Source organism: Paenibacillus camerounensis, assembly GCF_000723885.1.
Lineage (GTDB): Bacteria > Bacillota > Bacilli > Paenibacillales > Paenibacillaceae > Paenibacillus_AQ > Paenibacillus_AQ camerounensis.
Window position 1 is genome coordinate 13,538 of the sequence record NZ_CCDG010000056.1, and the last position, 17,584, is coordinate 31,121.

A 17,584-nucleotide genomic window follows, 5' to 3' on the forward strand; every position below is an offset into this window, starting at 1 on the left:
AGCGGCTTGCAGGCTTTTTTTAATTCATTATAAACTGCTTATCTGCGGTCCTGAGGTCCGCCGACAAAGGCTTGCTCTTCTGTATCCAGATTGTAGGCAGTATGAAGTGCCTGGATAATCTGCGGAAGATTACCGGACTCGATGACACAGGACACCTTAATTTCGGAGGTGCTGACCATCTTGATGCTGACACCCTGGCCGGAGATCACTTCGAACATCTGCGCAGCTACACCCGGATGGCTGACCATGCCTGCACCGACAATCGATACCTTCACCAGACTATCCTCAGAGGTCACTTCACGGTAAGGCAGCTCGCTGTGCAGCCCTTCGATTACTTCTTTGGCCCGGTCCAGATCGCCCAATCCTACCGTAAAGGAAAAGTCGGCTGTGCCGTTCTGGACACCGCTCTGTACGATAATATCCACGTCAACGCCTTCAGCAGCCAACTTGCCGAATACCTGGGCCAGTACGCCCGGCACATCCGGCACTCCCAGAATACTGATCCGCGCCACATTCTTGTCAAACGCTATCCCGCTTACTACGACTCCCTGTTCCATGCTTGCTTCCTCCTTCACAACAGTACCTTCATTATGATTAAAGCTTGATCTGACGACCAGCTTTACCTGATATCTTTTGGCATATTCTACAGCACGGGGGTGGAGTACCGCTGCGCCCAGATTGGCCAGCTCCAGCATCTCGTCATAAGAGATTTCCTTCAGCTTGCGTGCCTTCTTCACGATACGCGGGTCGGTGGAATAGATGCCGTCCACATCGGTATAGATTTCGCACACATCCGCTTTGATCGCCGCTGCAAGGGCAACTGCAGTGGTATCGGAGCCGCCGCGTCCCAGCGTCGTAATCTCGCCGTCCAGTGTCATTCCCTGGAAGCCGGCCACAATGACGATCTGCTCACGTTCCAGCGATTCCAGTACACGCCGCGGAACGATTTCATTGATCCGGGCCCGGCCGTGGGTTTCATCGGTGCGGAAGCCCGCCTGCCAGCCTGTATACGAGACAGCATTTCTGCCGATCCCGTGCAGCGCGATAGACAGGAGCGCAACCGAGATCTGTTCTCCTGTGGTCATCAGCATATCCATTTCGCGTGCCGGCGGCTGTTCATTCAGCGCTTTGGCCTGATCTATGAGATCATCTGTAGTATCTCCCATAGCAGATACAACCACAACGCAGCGGTGCCCTTCATCCTGCTTCTCTGCGATGCGCTTAGCGACCCGCTTCATGCGTTCAATGTCGCCGACGGAGCTGCCTCCGAATTTCATGACATAAAGTGACAAAGTCCCATTCACTCCCTATTTCGCTCTATCTAGCTTATATTTGGTTTAACGCTTTAACCCAGTATAATACGAAATTCACATCAAGCGTTAATGGTTTCACAAAAAAAAAGCGCCCATTTTCTGAACATCCGCAAACTATAGGATATACTTAGAGCCGGACCCGCATACAGCCATGCGCTTTACAAGGAGGAATATCATGTCGCCGAGAAACGTTCAGAAGGATCTGCAGCTGAGAAAGGAACGCACCCTGCACATACTGGATGCCGCTCTGCAGACCATCGCCAAACGCGGAATAGATTCGACCAATATTAAGGATATTGCCCGGGAGGCCAATCTTAGCGTGGGCAATATTTATAACTATTTTTCCTCCAAGGATGACATTTTTAGCGAGGTGCTGCTGCGCGGGCAGACTGCGTACGGCAAGACTCTGGAGGATCTCGCTTCGCTTGATGCAGACCCGCGAATCAAGCTGCTTGAGTTCTGCAAAGGCTGGCTGTCCAATGAGAGCAACTGGGCGTTCACCATTATGCTGCAGAGCATCCGTACCAATCAGACTGTTAATCCGGAGATCAGGGCGGCTGCCACACAGCGGTTTACCGGAAATCTCGAGCCGCTGGCGGAGATTATCCGGCAGGGACAGGCGGATGGAACGCTCATTGCCGGAGATTCCCGGCAGCTGGCTTTTTATTTTGTCAGCCTGATCCAGGGCCTCACCCTGCAGCTTGCCCCTGGCTATGAAATACCCGTCCACATTAACCCTTCCGAGATCGTCGCACTGTTTCTCTCGGCAGATACGCCATTGCCGGAGACCGATCCGAGCACTTCGGCCAAGCTCTTCCGTTTCCAGAATAAAAAAATGTTTGACAAGTGAGAAATGTCATTGCTAATATATCGTCATAACAAAACGAATTTATGTTCAGTTTGTTAAAGACCATTATAATAGCGTGACTCTCTTTTTTTTTACCACTAATACCAAGTAATCATGTATGTATTATTAAATTAATGCGAAAGGAATGACTATCATGGCCTCAGAGCTACTTGTGATCGACGGACTAAGCAAAACCTTCTCCGCCCCCGCGGGTGATGTGATTGCCTTGAGCAACATCCGGCTGCAGGTCCGGAAAGGTGAATTTATTACGATTATCGGCCCCAGCGGATGCGGCAAGAGCACCCTGCTCAAAATCGTCGCCGGGCTGGACACACGTTACACGGGGACGGTTCTGCTGAACGGCAAGCCGATTGAAGGCCCAAGCATTGAGAAAGGGTTTATCTTTCAGGAGCCGAGGCTTTTCCCCTGGCTGACTGTGGAAAAGAACATCGCAGCCAATCTGTCGCTGAAGAATCCCCAGGTGCGTCAAAGGGTTAATGAGCTGATCGAGCTTGTACGGCTGCAGGGCTTCGAAAAATCCTATCCCCGGGAGCTGTCCGGCGGGATGGCTCAGCGTGTATCCATTGCCAGAGCGCTGCTGCGAAACCCCGATGTGCTGCTGCTGGATGAGCCGTTTGGTGCACTGGATGCTTTTACCCGGACCCATATGCAGGAGGTTCTGCTTGATATCTGGCAGCGCAACGGGACGACCATGCTGTTCGTAACCCATGACCTGGACGAAGCCGTATTCCTCGGAGAACGGGTTGTCATTATGAATCCCCGTCCCGGGCATATCCGCAGCGTGCTGCCGGTCGATCTCCCCTTTCCCCGCAAAAGATCGGGCACGGCCTTCCAGGAGATGCGCAGACTGGTGCTGAACGAATTTGAAAAGGTGGAAGAACCGCTGTACGACGTGGGCGGCGGAATATAACAGGCTCCAATCCTCTTAAAAAGCTACATATCTAAAGGAGAGATAAAAACCATGAAAAAATCGTCACTGATCCTTACAGCGCTGCTTGCTTTGTCCCTACTGATTGTCGGCTGCGCCAAGAACACTTCAAATGCAGGCAGCCAGGAAGCAGCCTCCAGTGAAGGCGTTACCGTCAAGATCGGCATTCAGGGCAGCGGCGGATTGTTCGGCAAAGCCCGTGAGGAAAAGTGGTTCGAGCAGGAGTTCGAAAAGCTGGGTGCAACCGTAGAATGGATTGAGTTCCAGAGCGGCCCTCCGATGACAGAAGCCATTGCTTCAAATAAGCTCGATATCGCAAGTCTCGGCAACATGCCGATTATCGCCGCCCAGGCCGCGAACATTCCTTTTACAATCATTTCTCAGGCGCTGGACGGCAAAAATAACGTGGCTGTAATCGTGCCTGCCGGCAGCACCGCCACCTCGCTTGCAGATTTGAAAGGCAAAAAGATCGCGGTTACCAAGGGAAGCAATGCCTACAACTTCCTGTACCGCGGCTTTGAAGAAGCCGGGCTGCCGGACAGCGATTTCGAAATCATCCAGCTGCAGCCTGATGAAACGCAGTCTGCTTTTGAGAACGGCGGCGTTGATGCCTGGGCAACCTGGGATCCTTATATCACTTTGAATACACTGACCGGTAAGGGCAAAGTGCTGACAGACGGCGAACAGCTTGGCGTACTCTCTCCTTCCTTTACCATTGCACGTACGGCTTTTGCCGAACAGCATCCTGATCTTGTCACGCTTTATCTGAAGGCCGTCAACAAAACGCTGAAATGGGAAACCGAAAACGAAAATGAGGCACTGGAAAGATATGCGGCTGAACGCAGTATTCCTGTTGAGGTGGTTAAAGGGATTTTTGAGCGCTCACGGATTATCAATATCCCTGTAAGTGACGACATCGTTGCTGAAATGCAGACAACTGCCGACTTCCAGTACAAAATTGAAAATATCAGAAGCGAAATCGAGGTCAAGAAAATCACCGATAACCAGTACATTGAGGCTGCCCTGAAGGAGCCGCTGGAATAACAGGCTTTTATTTATCAGATCATCAGAGAAAAGAGGCGTTCAATCATGCAAGCAAGTGCGGAAAAAGCGCTTGTCCCACCGCTAACCCCCAAAAAGCGCACATTGAAAAGCAGCAGCCTGTCCATTATGACTACCAACCTGCTGCTTGGCCTCCTTGTTCCTGTGGGGCTGCTGATCGCCTGGGAGATTGCCGGGACGCTGGGTTACCTGAACCCCGTCCTGCTCCCGAAGCCCAGCAGCATATGGGCAGAACTGGTGGGTATGACCAGCTCCGGCGAGCTTGCCAGGCATCTGGGCATCTCGGCCTGGAGAGCCCTGCTCGGCTTCCTGATCGGCGGCGGCCTGGGCCTGGCGGCAGGCATCTGGGTCGGATTTTCCTATAAAACCGAGCGGCTGCTTGATCCGACCCTGCAGATGCTGCGGACGCTGCCCCATCTGGCGATTGCCCCGCTGTTTATTCTGTGGTTCGGTTTCGGTGAAACCTCCAAGCTGCTGCTGATTGCCAAAGGCTCTTTTTTCCCGCTGTATGTCAATACATTTCTCGGTATCCGCTCTGTAGACAGCAAGCTGTTTGATGTAGGCAAGGTGCTGCAGTTCAGTAAATGGCAGATGATCACAAGATTAATCCTGCCCGCCTCGCTGCCTAATATTTTTCTGGGTATCCGGCTGTCGGTCGGTGTGGCCTGGCTCGGCCTGGTCGTTGCTGAAATGATGGGTTCCAGCTCAGGGGTGGGTTATCTGATCAATGACGCCAGATCCTTCTCCCTTACGACTGTGGTGTTCGTAGGCATTATCGTATTTGCGGTAGTCGGCAAGCTTTCCGATTTCGTGATCAGGCTGATTGAAGCAAGAATGCTACGCTGGCAGGACAGCTATAAAGGAGAGGGTGCCAAATGAACAAGCAGCTTGCTGGCAGAACCAGCGAACGTCCGGGAGCCGCTCTCAGCCGTATACCGGCAGCTCTCCACGGGTGGATTGTACCGGTAGCCATTCTCCTGATCTGGCAGCTGGCAGCCGCCCTGCACCTTGTATCAGCTACCCTGCTGCCTGCACCCTCGCAGATCATCGGGCAAGCCTTCCGCCTGCTGGGCAACGGCGAGCTGCTCCAGCATATGGGTATCAGCCTCTACCGTGCAGGTGTGGGCTTTGCGCTTGGCAGCGCGGCCGGACTGCTGCTCGGCCTGTCTACAGGACTCGGCAAGCTGGCTGAGCGTACACTCGATCCTTCACTCCAGATGCTGCGGATGATTCCTATGCTCTCTCTGGTACCGCTGTTTATTTTATGGTTCGGTGTAGGCGAGTTTTCGAAGATTCTGATGATCTCGCTCGGGGCCTTTTTCCCTGTATATGTAAATACATTTCTCGGTATCCGGGGTGTTGAGCTCAAGCTGCTTGAGGTCACCGGGATCTACCAGTTCACCAGATGGCAGCTGCTCAGCAGGGTCATCATCCCGTCGGCACTGCCCAATATTCTGCTTGGACTCCGGCTTTCCCTGGGTACAGCATGGCTCGTTCTGGTCGTGGCTGAGATGATGGGAGCCAGTGCAGGCGTCGGATACATGATTCAGGACGCGCGCGCATACTCACAGACGGATATTGTTTTTGTCGGCATTTCGATCTTTGCAATAGTCGGTAAGCTGTCCGATTCGGCTGTACGCCTGCTGGAGAAGCGCTGGCTGCGCTGGCGGGATACGTATAAAGGCTAAGTCTACTACCATATTCTTCAGTAACAGAAAGGGAGATTAACATGAGCGCCAGACAAGGGCAGCTGCATTTAGGGGCATTCATTTATTTTACCGGCCATCACCATTACGGCTGGCGGCGTCCGGACTCCGGGGCAGAACATATATTTGATTATACATTTTACCGGGCAGTTGCCCAGACGGCGGAACGCGGAAAATTCGATATGATGTTTCTGGCGGATCTGCTGTATGTAATGGGCGCCGATCAATCTGCTGCAGGGATGCTGGACCCGTTAACTGTGCTGTCGGCCTTGTCGGCAGATACGGACAAGCTTGGCCTCACCGCAACCGTATCGACCACCTATAACGAGCCTTATAACGTCGCCCGCAAATTCGCCACATTGGATCACATCAGCGGCGGCCGTGCCGGCTGGAATATCGTTACCTCCCAGTTGGACACTGAAGCCCACAATTTCGGACGCGCCGAGCACCCCGAACATGGGCTGCGCTACAAGATGGCCCAGGAGTTTGTTGAGGTGGCTACCCGGCTGTGGGACAGCTGGGGAGATGACTCTCTCATCGTTAACCGTGATGCGGGACAATTTGCCGACCCTGCCAAAATTACAGAGGTAGAATATAAAGGCCAGTGGTATTCCACAAAAGGCACGCTGAACGTACCCCGGCCGCCGCAGGGCTACCCTGTGCTCATTCAGGCCGGCTCTTCCGAGCCGGGCCAGCAGTTCGCCGCCAGCTTCGGCGAGGTGATCTTTACAGCCCAGCAGTCCCTTCAGGAGGCCAAGAAGTTCTATGAGAGCGTCAAGTCCAAGCTGGCGGGCGCCGGGCGTGAACGGGACAGCATGAAGATCATGCCGGGCCTCTCCCCTATTCTTGGTGCTACCGAAGAGGAGGCCCAGCGCAAATACAACGAGCTGCAGGAGCTGATTCCGCCTGAAGCCGTGGTCAAGCTGCTGTCAGGTATGCTGACCTTCGACCTGAGTGTCTACCCGGTAAACGAGCCGCTTCCTGAGATTCCGGACCCGGTGCAGGCCAGCAACGGCATGAAGAGCAGAGTACAGCTGATCATGGACATGGCCCGGAAGGACAATCTGTCTATTCTGGAGCTGGGCCGCAGGCTGATCGGCGCCAGAGGGCATCTGCAATTCGTCGGAACCTATGAGCAGCTGGCCGACCTGATGCAGCTCTGGTTCGGGGAATACGGCTGTGACGGGTTTAATATCATGCCTCCGGTTCTGCCGGGAGATTTGAATGAATTCGTGGATCATGTCATTCCAATCCTGCAGGCCCGCGGATTGTTCCGTGAAGAATACACGGGAAATACTCTCCGGGAGCATCTCGGCCTCGTCCGGCCGCAGCTTCACCATTTCCAGAAGGAGTTGTCGCACAAACAAGTTGAAACGGCTACGCCGTCCTCATAAGGACGGTATCCGTTTCTGTGCGAAATAGAAGAATTATTTATGTCGTGCAACATATAAATTCTTATTTTAAAACAACCCCACAAAGTGGAGCCTTATCCTGGAAGCTGACCCAGATACTTTGCGGAGACCCGCGGAAATAGTTAATAAAAAAAGCCTCATTCGCTATATGTGCGGATGAGACTTTTTTTATTTGGCTTGTCCTACGCGCGGGAGATATATTTACCTTCGCGTGTATCAATCAGGAGAACGTCTCCTTCATTAATGAACAGCGGAACCTGTACAATATGACCCGTTTCCAGTGTAGCAGCTTTGGTTGCACCCTGCGCAGTGTTACCCTTTACGCCTGGCTCGGTTTCAGTAACCTTCAGCTCAACGCTGGTCGGCAGGTTGATCCCCAGAATCTCCCCCTGGTAGCTCACGATGCTAACCGTCATGTTCTCTCTCAGGAAGTTAAGCTCCCATTCAAGCTGCTTGGCAGTCAGCTCAAACTGGTCATAGGTTTCATTATCCATAAATACGTGTTCAGCACCGCTTGCATACAGGTACTGTACTTTGCGGTTTTCGATGATGGCGCGGCCGATGGTTTCGCCGGCACGGAAGGTACGCTCAACGGTGTTGCCGTTGCGCAGGTTCTTCAGCTTGGAGCGGACAAATGCCGCACCTTTACCCGGTTTTACGTGCTGGAAATCCAGAACGGTAAAGATATCGCCTTCTACCTCTACGGTAAGGCCTGTTTTAAAATCATTAACTGAAATCACTAAAAATCCCTCCTGGATCAATTATCAACTTGGTTGGTGTTGCAAAATTACAGTACCAGATAATCCTTCGACGAATGCGTCAGCAGCGTAATACCGCTCTCTGTAATCACGATGTCGTCTTCAATCCGTACGCCGCCGAGTCCGGACAGATAAATTCCCGGTTCAACGGTAACAACCATTCCCGGCTCCAGAATCTCATCACCGAGCTTGGACAGCCGCGGCCATTCGTGAACCTCCATACCCAGTCCGTGCCCGGTGCTGTGGCCGAAGTACTCCCCATAGCCGTAACGGGTAATAATGTCGCGCGCCAGCGCATCCGCTTCACGGCCGGTCATGCCCGGCCTGATGTTAGCTAAGGTGTGCTGCTGTGCTTCAAGCACGATGTCATAGATTTCCTTCAGCTTCGGATCAGGCTTGCCCAGTGCAATCGTACGGGTTACATCCGAGCAGTATCCGTCCAGCAGCGCACCGAAGTCAAAGGTGACGAATTCATTGTTGCCGATCACCTTGCTGCTGGCTACACCGTGCGGCATGGCCGAACGTTCACCTGAAGCAACAATGGTGTCAAACGAGGACGAGGTAGCGCCATGGGTGCGCATGAAGAATTCCATTTCCAGATCCACATCGCGCTCAGTCATTCCGGGCTTGATCACATTGAGGATATGGCTGAAGGTGGCATCGGCCAGATCAGCCGCACGCTGCATAACAGCCAGCTCTTCCTCATCCTTGAACATCCGCAGATTCTCAACCGCCTTGGAGACCGGAACCAGCTCTGCCGGCTTAAGTGCTGCAGCATAGGCTGTGTATGCGCTGAAAGTGACGTCATCCTGTTCAAAGCCGACACGCACGCTTCCGCCTTGCGGCAGCAGCTCACGCACCGTGTCGATAAACTTCGGACCATGCTGTACAACCTTTAGGCCGGTCACCTGCTCGGCAGCCTGAGTCATGTAGCGGAAGTCCGTCAGCAGATAGCTTTCATCACCAGTGACTAACACATAACCGGAAGAGCCGGTGAATCCGCTCAGATAGCGACGGTTATACCCGCTGGTAATTAACATTGCATCCAATCCCAGATCCTGCAAAACCTTACGCAGCTTGGAGACGCGCTTGTTGCCCATTTTCATTCTCCTCTCGAAATAGCCACATTGTATTTTAACATAGGGTCATGCCCTTGAGAAGTTTTTTCGGGCGTTCAGGCCAGCTTTGTCCGCTGTTCGCGTTTTCGCTCATCCGTATACTCAATTGCCGCCGTATAGCCGATGAATAATCCCCAAAGTAAAAAGATGCAGAACTCACTGATAACAGAGTTCCAGGGGAGCTTAAACATAGGCTGCTGCAGAAACGGCCATGAGCCAGCCAGGAAGATTCCCGCCCACCACAGCACACCGTACAACATTCCCGGCCAGGGTCCTTTCAGCTTACGGAACAGGAGTACATAGATCAGAGAGGCTATTACAGAGAACAGGATATAAAAGAGGTACCCGACCAGCTGCCCGGCGGGCTTCATTAAAAAGGCATGCTGAAAAAAGGGCTCGGCCAAAAAGCCCGGTATCACCTTTGTGAAACGAAAAACATAGATCAGCCAGCGGATACCTCCCCAGATCAATCCGGCAAAAATACCCAGTTCAATTGCGAAAAACCAGGGGTTTGTATGTTCTGATGCCTGCTTGCCTGCTTTACTCATTATATTGCCTCGCTTTCACCTGTTAATTGGCGTTGCCGCTTCTCCAGTCCCTGTATGCTAGTATGCTCAGGAAAAGCCAATCCAACTAGCAATGTAAGCATAAATTAGTTACAATGGTTTATATCAATTATAATATAATGCGGGAAGGTGAATTGGTTGTCCCAGGAAACTCCCAGTTACGGCGGCCAAGCCGTTATCGAAGGCGTCATGTTCGGCGGCAAGCATATCAACGTAACAGCCGTACGGCGGAAGAATCAGGAAATTACATTTTTGGAGGTGCCGAAGAGCGATAAGAGCTGGGTCATTAAACTGCGCAAGATTCCGCTGCTTCGCGGCATTGTCAGTATTATAGATTCCAGCGCCAAAGGCTCGAAGCATCTGAATTACTCGGCAGAATCATTCGCTGAGGATGAGACAGAGCCCGAGGAAGCGGCTAAGCAAAAGGATGCAGCCAAGGAGAAGAAGAAGGATGAAGGCTGGAGCCTCGGCATGATTTTCGGGGTTGCGGTGATGGGGATTTTGTCCTTCCTGTTCGGCAAGCTGATCTTTACCCTGGTTCCGGTGTTTATAGAGACGTATCTGTTCGAGGGTGTAATTAACAACTATATTCTGCGCAACCTTGTGGAAGGGGGGATCAAGCTGATTCTGCTGCTTGTCTACCTGACCGCTATCTCACAAACTCCGGTCATCAAACGGCTCTTCCAGTATCACGGCGCCGAGCACAAGGTCATTAGCGCCTTTGAAGCCGGTGAAGAATTAACCGTCGAGAACGTTCAGAAATACAGCCGGCTGCATTACCGCTGCGGCAGCAGCTTCATGATGCTGACCATTATCCTCGGCGTCGTAATCTATTCTGTTTTCCCATGGAGCAGCCTTACTGAACGAGTGCTTCAGCGTATTATTCTGCTTCCGGTTGTCATTGGTGTTTCATTTGAGGTCTTGAAAGGTACCAACGCGGTCCGCGATGTTCCATGGCTGAAGTATCTAGGTTACCCAGGACTTTGGCTCCAACTGCTGACAACCAAGGAACCTAAGGATGATATGGTTGAAGTATCGATTGCATCATTTAACCGGATGCGTGAGCTGGACGCCATGATTGAAGCTAAAGGCTATATTGATGAAAGTGTGTCCGGCGGTGTATTGGATCCTGCGAAAGGATGATTGCCCTATGATCAGGCATGCTTTAGTTTTTTGGATTTCCGTTTTACTGGGCGTTTACGGTCTGTTCTTCGGAGTTGTGAACTACGGACTAAGCTGGCTATTCTGGGAACTGCTCCCCAGCTTCATTCTGGTTGGGCTGCTGTACTTTGCTTACAGGCTGATTATGAAGGATCAGGCTTACGGCGCTCGCCGCTCCGGACCAAAGGTTAAGCCGTCCCAGAAAACAATGGCCAAGGTAGCCGGAGTCCGTAAGAACCAGGCTGCTTCCGGCAAACGTAAAACGTATCCGTTCCAGGTGATTGAAGGCAGTAAAGGCAAGAACGACGACCAGATGCCTAAATATCATTAGAATAACAGTAAAGCATCCCGGTGCTGCTAAGGCAGCCATGCGGGATGCTTTTTTGGTATCATCATGAAATCTTCCTGTGCACATTACAGTCGATGCCTGTGAGGCCGCCATTCCCGGAAGAACGCTTCCCCGGCCTTCATCCCCGCTGTATACAGCTCTTCACTCTCCTGCGCAGTGAGATGAAACTGTGTGGTAGAAATGCCAAGCGTCGGAATCTTGACTGTACGCACGAACTTCTCCGTCTCAATATACCTTTCATCGTGCGCGGACAGCATTGTTCCAACAAGCGCCTGCAGCATCGTGAAAGGGCCGGTAATTGAGTGCGGCTGTGCTTCGGTCTTCCCGATGAGCTGATAGCCGACCGTCGGCGTCCGGCGTTCAGGGCTTTTGAAACCGGCCTCCTTCTCTTCAAACAGCCACAACGGGAAATTACTCAGCACCCCTCCGTCCACTACATAAACGAATTGCTCCATGAAGCTCTTCCCTTGGGCCGCACGCCCGTTCAGACGCAGCAATACAGGATCAAAGAAATAAGGAATGCTGCAGCTCATCCGCACTGCCTTGGCCACTTCAAAGCTGCCCGGAGATATCCCGTATTCCGGCAAATCATCCGGCAGGACAATGATCCGGCCGTTGGTTATATCCGAGGCGATGACCGACAGCTTGCCGCGGGGGAGATCACTGAAAGTGACAATGCCTTTATTCCGTAAAATACTGCGGACCCAGCTCTCCAGTGCTTCCCCGGAATACAGCCCTTTTTTGATCATGACCCGCAATGCCGGGCCGATTAAAGCCGTGTTGTACAGCATTCCCCGCTTCAGAAATGAGGTGAACGGAGTCTGTCTGATAATCCGGCTCATATCCTTCCCGTTATAGCCTGCTGCGAGGAACGAAGCAATAATAGAGCCCGAGGAGGTTCCCGCCACCCTTTTAAAGACACCGCCTGCCCGCTCCGTAGCTTCAACCGCACCGGCCAGTGCAATTCCTTTTACCCCGCCGCCCTCAAAGACTGCATTGATCTCCATACACAGTAATCCCCCGTTCCATAGATCTATTGCTTATCTATGAGCACGGGGGAGCATTCATGCTTCTATGATTTAAAATAAAAGGCCAGCAGGCTCGCAAGCCCGTACGGGTTACGAACTGCAATATCATTGGCGCGGAACATTATGCTTCCGTCCACTTCCTCGTACTTATCGTTGTACTTCAGCTGATTGATAATCTGCTCACCGCTCTGCCATTCCGCGGTCTGCTTCGTATCGCCAACCTTATAGGCGGCCTGGCCGATGTACAGCTTGACTCCTGTGCCTTTAACCTCATCTACCCACCAGTCTACGAGCTTGTCGTAGCGGGCCGCAGAGAATGACAGGCTCCAGTAAATCTGCGGGGCGATATAGTCGATCCAGCCGTTCTTGATCCAGGTGCGCGTATCCGCATACATATCATCATAGGCTGTTACGCCTGCCGTTGTATCCGAACCGGAGCTGTCGGTCTTTTTGTTGCGCCAGACACCGAACGGGCTCACCCCGTAAGAAACGGACGGCTTGGCAGTATGAATCTCCTGGCCCAGCTGGCGGATGAACTGATTGATATTATCACGCCGCCAGTCTGCCTTACTGGATATTGCTGAAGCATTATACGCTTTGAACGCCGCATCATCCGCAAAGGTAACATTCGAGGGGTAGAAATAATCGTCCAGATGCACACCGTCAATATCGTAGCCCTTAACCACTTCCATTACAGTATCAATGATGTGCCGGCGGGCTTCCGGAATCCCGGGGTTAATATACAGCTTGCTGTCTGCTTTGACAACCCAGTCCGGATGGACCTTGGACACATGATTGCCGGCCAGGCCCGCAAGGGTAGCGGCTGCTGTATCCGTTGTTGCCCGGAACGGGTTGAACCAGGCATGAATCTGTATTCCGCGCTGATGTGCGGCGCTGACGATGTATTCCAGCGGATCATAATCCGGAACCTTTCCCTGTGTGCCGGTCAGCACCTTGGACCAGGGAACGATCTGCGAGGTATACAGGCTGTCTGCTGAGGGCCGCACCTGAACAAAGACTGCATTAAAGCCGGTTGCCTGAAGCTTGTCCAGCAAGCTGTCGAACTCCTGCTTTTGCTTCTGCGCATTATTTGCTGAAGACACGGACGGCCAGTCCAGATTGAAGACGGTTGAGATCCAGGCACCTTTCATTGCCTTCCCTGTGTTACCCGGCAATGTTGGTACCGGAACAGATGGAGCAGATGGAACCGGCACTGTTGGTACTGTAGGAACCGAAGGAGTCGACGGTCCTGTAATCTCTGCATTGGAATACAAAGCAATATGCTTGGTCGCCTGATTCCATACCACCTGCAGGCCAAGCTGCTCACTTACAAACCGCAGCGGTACCATGACCCGGCCCTGCCGGATTTGAACCGAAGTATCCAGACGTACAGAAGCCGCATTCACGAGTGCCGTCTGCTTTCCGCTGGTCAGCTTCAGCACAGTCTCCCCCTTGCTGATGGTCGCTGTTTTGCTGCTCTGATCCCATGCAACCGCTGCACCCAGCCCCTGGCTGACAACCCCTGCCGGTACCATCGTAACATTAGAAGCTGTAATATACGGCGGCACGTCAGGACTGAGCATTTCCCCGTCCAGTTCAATTGTAATCTGAACGGCTGCCGCGCGGAGACCGGCCGGCCATACCGGCAGAAGCAGCATCAGCACCATTACTCCCAAAAGCCATTTACGGTAATTCATAGTTCCTCCCTGTTGTAAAAATAATAAAAACGGCCCTCTCGTCCTTATTCAAGGGAGAAGGCCGTTTCTTGCAAAACGGAGAAATACAAGTAAAAGTATAACAGTCTGCTATACTTTCTCATACTTCATTTAAGGACGTTATCCGTTTTGACGTAAAAAAACTGGAAAGGTTGCGGTATGCCCAACAGAAACAAATTTTTTATGAATCGCTGACCAGCTCATTGTGAATATCATATAAGGTCTTCACGCGTTCCTCATCCCGGCGGAAATACTCCACCAGCGTCTCGATCCGCGTAATCGAATCCCAGCTCAGATGATGCTCGATGCCCTCGACATCCTTATAAATATGCTCCTGCTGTACTCCGATCAGGCCGAGGAATTCCTCCAGCAGCTCATGCCGGTCAACCAGCCGTTTTCCTACTTTTTTACCTTTGCTCGTCAGGACAAGCCCACGATATTTCTCATAGATGAGATATTCGTCCTTATCCAGTTTTTGGATCATCTTGGTTACAGAGGAGGGGTGTACTTCCAAGCCCTCGGCAATATCCGAAACCCGCGCATAACCCTTCTCGTCGATGAGCTTGTAAATGCGCTCCAAATAATCCTCCATGCTGGGTGTTGGCATTCAAGTTTACCTCTTTTCTATAATGAGCGTGGCACTGGGGCCGAGCCTTGCTCTAACAATGATACATGTTTCTGCCGTCCCTTGGCAAGTCCCTCGGTCTCCGCTTCACCCCGTTAACGATCTTTTCCATGATTTCTGCGCACCCCACAATGGCACAATAAAGGCATGCTTTACGGAAGGAGTGTGAGTTCATGACAATCGCCGTACCAGAACGTCCCCCTGTCAAAAGAAAGCCGAGGCCTACCGGTCTTTTTATCCCCGAGCTTGTTTTTTTTGAGCCGGATGCCTTGAACTACCCCAAAGGGGAGCAGATTATGCAGTGGGTCAAAGCTCAAAATATCCCCTACCGGATGACCACCTCGCATAACCGGATAACGAATTTGCCCGGTGAAGGTGAGCTGGAGCAGTACAAAATAGCCAAACGGACACTTGTGGTGGGCCTGCGCAAAACGCTCACTTTTGACCAGTCCAAGCCATCCGCCGACTATGCCATCCCCATCGCCACCGGCTGTATGGGCCACTGCCATTATTGTTATCTGCAGACCACGCTGGGCGCGAAGCCCTATATCAGAGTATATGTAAATACAGGAGATATCCTGGATGCCGCCAAAAAATATATCAATGAGCGCGCGCCGGAAATCACGACGTTTGAAGCTGCCTGTACGTCCGACCCGCTGGGTCTGGAGCATATTACCGGCTCGCTGGCTGAGCTGATTACGTTCATGGCTGATGAGCCGCTGGGCCGGCTGCGCTTTGTTACCAAATATCAGCATGTCGATCCGCTCCTTGAGCTCAAGCATAACGGGCATACCCGCATCCGTTTCAGTATCAATGCCGACTATGTCATCAAAAATTTCGAGCCGGCCACCGCCCGTTTTGAGGAACGCATTGAGGCTGCCGGAAAGGTTGCCAGGGCCGGATATCCGCTAGGTTTTATTATCGCACCGATTATCTGGCATGACGGCTGGGAAGAGGGCTATGCGGAGCTGCTGGCCAAGCTGGCAAAAGCGATGCCTCCAGGTTCAGGCAAAGGCCTAACCTTCGAAATGATCCAGCACCGGTTCACCAAGACGGCCAAGACGGTGATCGAGAAGCGTTATCCCAAATCCAAGTTGGAAATGGATATTGAGAAGCGCAAGAAAAAATGGGGCCGCTGGGGGCAGAACAAATATGTCTATCCCGATGAACAGCAAACCGCCCTGCGCGAATTCATCACAGAGCGAATTTTTGAACATTTTCCGGAGGCCGGCATTGATTACTTCACCTAAAACTGCCTGCTAAAATTTCAGCCAGTCCGGCGTAATGCCCTGCAGCCAAATGGTGATGCGGAACATCTGGTCCGTAAACAGCAGAATGCCCATCATAACCATAAGCGCACCGCCCACCTTCATCAGCATATTAGAATATTTCAGGATACGCCGGGCGCCGCCGATGAAAAAGGCCAGTACAAAAAACGGAAGGGCAAAACCGGTACAATAAGCAGTTATCAACGGGAACCAGGCGCCCTGATCACTGGCGGAAAGTGCGATGATCGGCGCCAGAATAGGTCCGATGCATGGCGACCAGCCGGCTGAGAAGCCAATGCCCAGAATAAATGAGCCCAGGTATCCTGCCGGTTTCCATTTTAGATTAAGCTTATATTCACGAAGCAGGAACTTAGGCTGAAAAATCCCGAGCAGGAATAGTCCCATAACCATAACCAGAATGGCTGACAATTGGCGGATTAAATCCCGCTGCTCCTTAAACACCTCACCCACCAGACCGGCTCCAAAGCCGATCGTATAGAATACCGCAGATAAGCCCAAAATAAAAGCCAGCGTATGCGAGAGGGTCCGGAAACGGACCTCTTTGCTGTTGCTGCCGCTTTTAAGCTGCTGCACTGACAGGCCTGTAATATAGGACAGGTATGAGGGGTAGAGCGGCAGACAGCAGGGCGAGATAAACGATGCTACACCGGCGGCAAAAGCAATTCCTGCATTCACATTGGACAAGCGGCAGCTCTCCTTCCGGACTTAAGCTGAATAGGCATCAGCGTATCTGATGCTGGAGCAGAGTCTAGGCTGGCAGTCCTTTTTTGCCGATAAGGGTCAGGGCAAGCAGGGCGATAAGCAGCAGAACAATCGTTGCCCCCGGGGCAAGATTCCACACGCCAGCCACCACCAGACCGCCGACCACGGCGATTTCCGCGATAACGACAGACAGGACAACGGAGGACTTAAAGCTGCGGGACAGCAGCAGACTGATGGCCACCGGAATGGTCAGCAGCGCAGATACGAGCAGTGAGCCGACAATTTTTATCGCTGTACTGATTACAAGCGCCGTTAGCACCGTAATAAGCATATTGAGCAGCTTAACCGGCAGGCCGCTGACACTCGCCGCATCCTCCTCAAAGCTGAGCAGGAAAAACTCCTTGAAGAACAGCGCCACTACGACAACTACTGCAATAGTAACAATACCGACTACGACCAGATCCGTGTTATCCAGCGTGTAGATGCTTCCGAACAAATAGCTCATAACATCCGCATTGTAGCCTTTGCCTAATGTGAAAAACAATGATGCCAGCGCCACGCCGCCCGACATAATGATTGCAATCGACAGCTCGGCATAGCTCTTATACGCTTTGCGCAGCTTTTCAATGGCAAATGAGGCTAATACAGCAAAGATCAGGCCTGCCCCAAGCGGATAAAAGCCGGTCAGAAAACCGAGCGCTACCCCGGCAATCGTTACATGCGCCAGCGTATCCCCGATCATGGACAAGCGTCTTAACACAAGAAAAACGCCGATCAGCGGCGCCGTAATTCCAATCATCAGCCCGCCCGCGAGCGCCCGCTGAAAAAAGTCACTAAATAGGATTTGCAAGATGGTATCTCCTCTGACATGATCAAACTTTTAATAGAAAATTGTCATTAAAACTTTTGAAACCTTTAAAACAAACCACTTTGCAAAAGCGTTTCGACCTTTAGAACTATCCGACCTTTGCAAAAGCATTTCGA

At 52.1% G+C, this 17,584-nt stretch carries 18 protein-coding genes; 9 read left to right on the forward strand and 9 right to left on the reverse strand.

Annotated elements, in window-relative coordinates:
• Nucleotides 1-38 precede the first annotated feature (38 nt).
• Entirely contained in the window at nt 39-1,292 is a 1,254-nt protein-coding gene (locus BN3772_RS20745) for an aspartate kinase (RefSeq protein ID WP_042201917.1), read from the reverse strand.
• A 196-nt stretch (nt 1,293-1,488) separates the two neighbouring features.
• Between BN3772_RS20745 and BN3772_RS20750 the strand changes: the two genes are divergently transcribed.
• The 6 genes from BN3772_RS20750 to BN3772_RS20775 all read left to right on the forward strand — a co-directional run bounded on the left by BN3772_RS20750 (nt 1,489) and on the right by BN3772_RS20775 (nt 7,271).
• The gene (locus BN3772_RS20750; protein WP_086074691.1) at nt 1,489-2,163 is read left to right on the forward strand and encodes a TetR/AcrR family transcriptional regulator; all 675 of its coding nucleotides are present in this window, start codon (nt 1,489-1,491) and stop codon (nt 2,161-2,163) included.
• Between the two features lie 151 nt (nt 2,164-2,314).
• Complete coding sequence (locus BN3772_RS20755) at nt 2,315-3,091, forward strand: ABC transporter ATP-binding protein (RefSeq protein WP_042201918.1); 777 nt, start codon at nt 2,315-2,317, stop codon at nt 3,089-3,091.
• Nucleotides 3,092-3,142: 51 nt separating this feature from the next.
• On the forward strand, nt 3,143-4,153 hold the full coding sequence (locus BN3772_RS20760) for an aliphatic sulfonate ABC transporter substrate-binding protein (protein ID WP_042201919.1): 1,011 nt from the start codon (nt 3,143-3,145) through the stop codon (nt 4,151-4,153).
• Nucleotides 4,154-4,279: 126 nt separating this feature from the next.
• Complete coding sequence (locus BN3772_RS20765; RefSeq protein WP_425280449.1) at nt 4,280-5,050, forward strand: ABC transporter permease; 771 nt, start codon at nt 4,280-4,282, stop codon at nt 5,048-5,050.
• Nucleotides 5,047-5,859: an ABC transporter permease gene (locus BN3772_RS20770; protein ID WP_052380624.1), complete on the forward strand. Its 813-nt coding sequence runs from the start codon at nt 5,047-5,049 to the stop codon at nt 5,857-5,859. The genes BN3772_RS20765 and BN3772_RS20770 overlap by 4 nt, the downstream gene beginning before the upstream one ends.
• 41 nt (nt 5,860-5,900) lie before the next feature.
• Nucleotides 5,901-7,271, forward strand: coding sequence for an LLM class flavin-dependent oxidoreductase (locus BN3772_RS20775; RefSeq protein WP_042201921.1), 1,371 nt, complete (start codon nt 5,901-5,903; stop codon nt 7,269-7,271).
• Nucleotides 7,272-7,471: 200 nt separating this feature from the next.
• On the opposite strand, the gene efp is transcribed toward BN3772_RS20775, so the two are convergent.
• The 3 genes from efp to BN3772_RS20790 form a co-directional block, all read right to left on the reverse strand.
• Nucleotides 7,472-8,029, reverse strand: coding sequence for an elongation factor P (gene efp / locus BN3772_RS20780; RefSeq protein WP_042201923.1), 558 nt, complete (start codon nt 8,027-8,029; stop codon nt 7,472-7,474).
• Between the two features lie 47 nt (nt 8,030-8,076).
• The gene (locus BN3772_RS20785; RefSeq protein ID WP_042201925.1) at nt 8,077-9,147 is read right to left on the reverse strand and encodes a M24 family metallopeptidase; all 1,071 of its coding nucleotides are present in this window, start codon (nt 9,145-9,147) and stop codon (nt 8,077-8,079) included.
• A gap of 74 nt (nt 9,148-9,221) precedes the next feature.
• Nucleotides 9,222-9,713, reverse strand: coding sequence for a YqhR family membrane protein (locus BN3772_RS20790; protein WP_042178627.1), 492 nt, complete (start codon nt 9,711-9,713; stop codon nt 9,222-9,224).
• Between the two features lie 207 nt (nt 9,714-9,920).
• Here BN3772_RS20790 and BN3772_RS20795 point away from each other — a divergent pair, with 207 nt between their 5' ends.
• On the forward strand, nt 9,921-10,874 hold the full coding sequence (locus BN3772_RS20795) for a DUF1385 domain-containing protein (protein ID WP_086074693.1): 954 nt from the start codon (nt 9,921-9,923) through the stop codon (nt 10,872-10,874).
• Between the two features lie 7 nt (nt 10,875-10,881).
• Nucleotides 10,882-11,223 (forward strand): hypothetical protein, encoded by a 342-nt coding sequence (locus BN3772_RS20800; RefSeq protein ID WP_042201931.1) that lies wholly within the window; start codon nt 10,882-10,884, stop codon nt 11,221-11,223.
• Nucleotides 11,224-11,306: 83 nt separating this feature from the next.
• On the opposite strand, the gene BN3772_RS20805 is transcribed toward BN3772_RS20800, so the two are convergent.
• The 3 genes from BN3772_RS20805 to mntR form a co-directional block, all read right to left on the reverse strand.
• Nucleotides 11,307-12,248 (reverse strand): patatin-like phospholipase family protein, encoded by a 942-nt coding sequence (locus BN3772_RS20805; RefSeq protein ID WP_042201933.1) that lies wholly within the window; start codon nt 12,246-12,248, stop codon nt 11,307-11,309.
• A gap of 65 nt (nt 12,249-12,313) precedes the next feature.
• Entirely contained in the window at nt 12,314-13,966 is a 1,653-nt protein-coding gene (locus BN3772_RS20810; protein ID WP_042201936.1) for a family 10 glycosylhydrolase, read from the reverse strand.
• A 199-nt stretch (nt 13,967-14,165) separates the two neighbouring features.
• Nucleotides 14,166-14,591, reverse strand: a complete 426-nt coding sequence (gene mntR, locus BN3772_RS20815; RefSeq protein ID WP_042178642.1) for a transcriptional regulator MntR — start codon at nt 14,589-14,591, stop codon at nt 14,166-14,168.
• Nucleotides 14,592-14,782: 191 nt separating this feature from the next.
• Here mntR and splB point away from each other — a divergent pair, with 191 nt between their 5' ends.
• The gene (splB, locus tag BN3772_RS20820; RefSeq protein ID WP_042201939.1) at nt 14,783-15,859 is read left to right on the forward strand and encodes a spore photoproduct lyase; all 1,077 of its coding nucleotides are present in this window, start codon (nt 14,783-14,785) and stop codon (nt 15,857-15,859) included.
• A 9-nt stretch (nt 15,860-15,868) separates the two neighbouring features.
• Here splB and BN3772_RS20825 read toward each other — a convergent pair whose 3' ends face one another.
• Complete coding sequence (locus tag BN3772_RS20825; RefSeq protein WP_042201941.1) at nt 15,869-16,582, reverse strand: cytochrome c biogenesis CcdA family protein; 714 nt, start codon at nt 16,580-16,582, stop codon at nt 15,869-15,871.
• A gap of 64 nt (nt 16,583-16,646) precedes the next feature.
• Nucleotides 16,647-17,450: a metal ABC transporter permease gene (locus BN3772_RS20830; protein ID WP_042178650.1), complete on the reverse strand. Its 804-nt coding sequence runs from the start codon at nt 17,448-17,450 to the stop codon at nt 16,647-16,649.
• Nucleotides 17,451-17,584 lie beyond the last annotated feature (134 nt).

Coding starts and splice junctions, on each gene's coding strand:
- BN3772_RS20750 (WP_086074691.1), top strand. CDS start 1,489: ATGTCGCCGAGAAACGTTCAGAAGGATCTGCAGCTGAGAAAGGAACGC.
- BN3772_RS20755 (WP_042201918.1), top strand. CDS start 2,315: ATGGCCTCAGAGCTACTTGTGATCGACGGACTAAGCAAAACCTTCTCC.
- BN3772_RS20760 (WP_042201919.1), top strand. CDS start 3,143: ATGAAAAAATCGTCACTGATCCTTACAGCGCTGCTTGCTTTGTCCCTA.
- BN3772_RS20765 (WP_425280449.1), top strand. CDS start 4,280: ATGACTACCAACCTGCTGCTTGGCCTCCTTGTTCCTGTGGGGCTGCTG.
- BN3772_RS20770 (WP_052380624.1), top strand. CDS start 5,047: ATGAACAAGCAGCTTGCTGGCAGAACCAGCGAACGTCCGGGAGCCGCT.
- BN3772_RS20775 (WP_042201921.1), top strand. CDS start 5,901: ATGAGCGCCAGACAAGGGCAGCTGCATTTAGGGGCATTCATTTATTTT.
- BN3772_RS20785 (WP_042201925.1), bottom strand. CDS start 9,147: ATGGGCAACAAGCGCGTCTCCAAGCTGCGTAAGGTTTTGCAGGATCTG.
- BN3772_RS20790 (WP_042178627.1), bottom strand. CDS start 9,713: ATGAGTAAAGCAGGCAAGCAGGCATCAGAACATACAAACCCCTGGTTT.
- BN3772_RS20795 (WP_086074693.1), top strand. CDS start 9,921: ATGTTCGGCGGCAAGCATATCAACGTAACAGCCGTACGGCGGAAGAAT.
- BN3772_RS20800 (WP_042201931.1), top strand. CDS start 10,882: ATGATCAGGCATGCTTTAGTTTTTTGGATTTCCGTTTTACTGGGCGTT.
- BN3772_RS20805 (WP_042201933.1), bottom strand. CDS start 12,248: ATGGAGATCAATGCAGTCTTTGAGGGCGGCGGGGTAAAAGGAATTGCA.
- BN3772_RS20810 (WP_042201936.1), bottom strand. CDS start 13,966: ATGAATTACCGTAAATGGCTTTTGGGAGTAATGGTGCTGATGCTGCTT.
- mntR (WP_042178642.1), bottom strand. CDS start 14,591: ATGCCAACACCCAGCATGGAGGATTATTTGGAGCGCATTTACAAGCTC.
- splB (WP_042201939.1), top strand. CDS start 14,783: ATGACAATCGCCGTACCAGAACGTCCCCCTGTCAAAAGAAAGCCGAGG.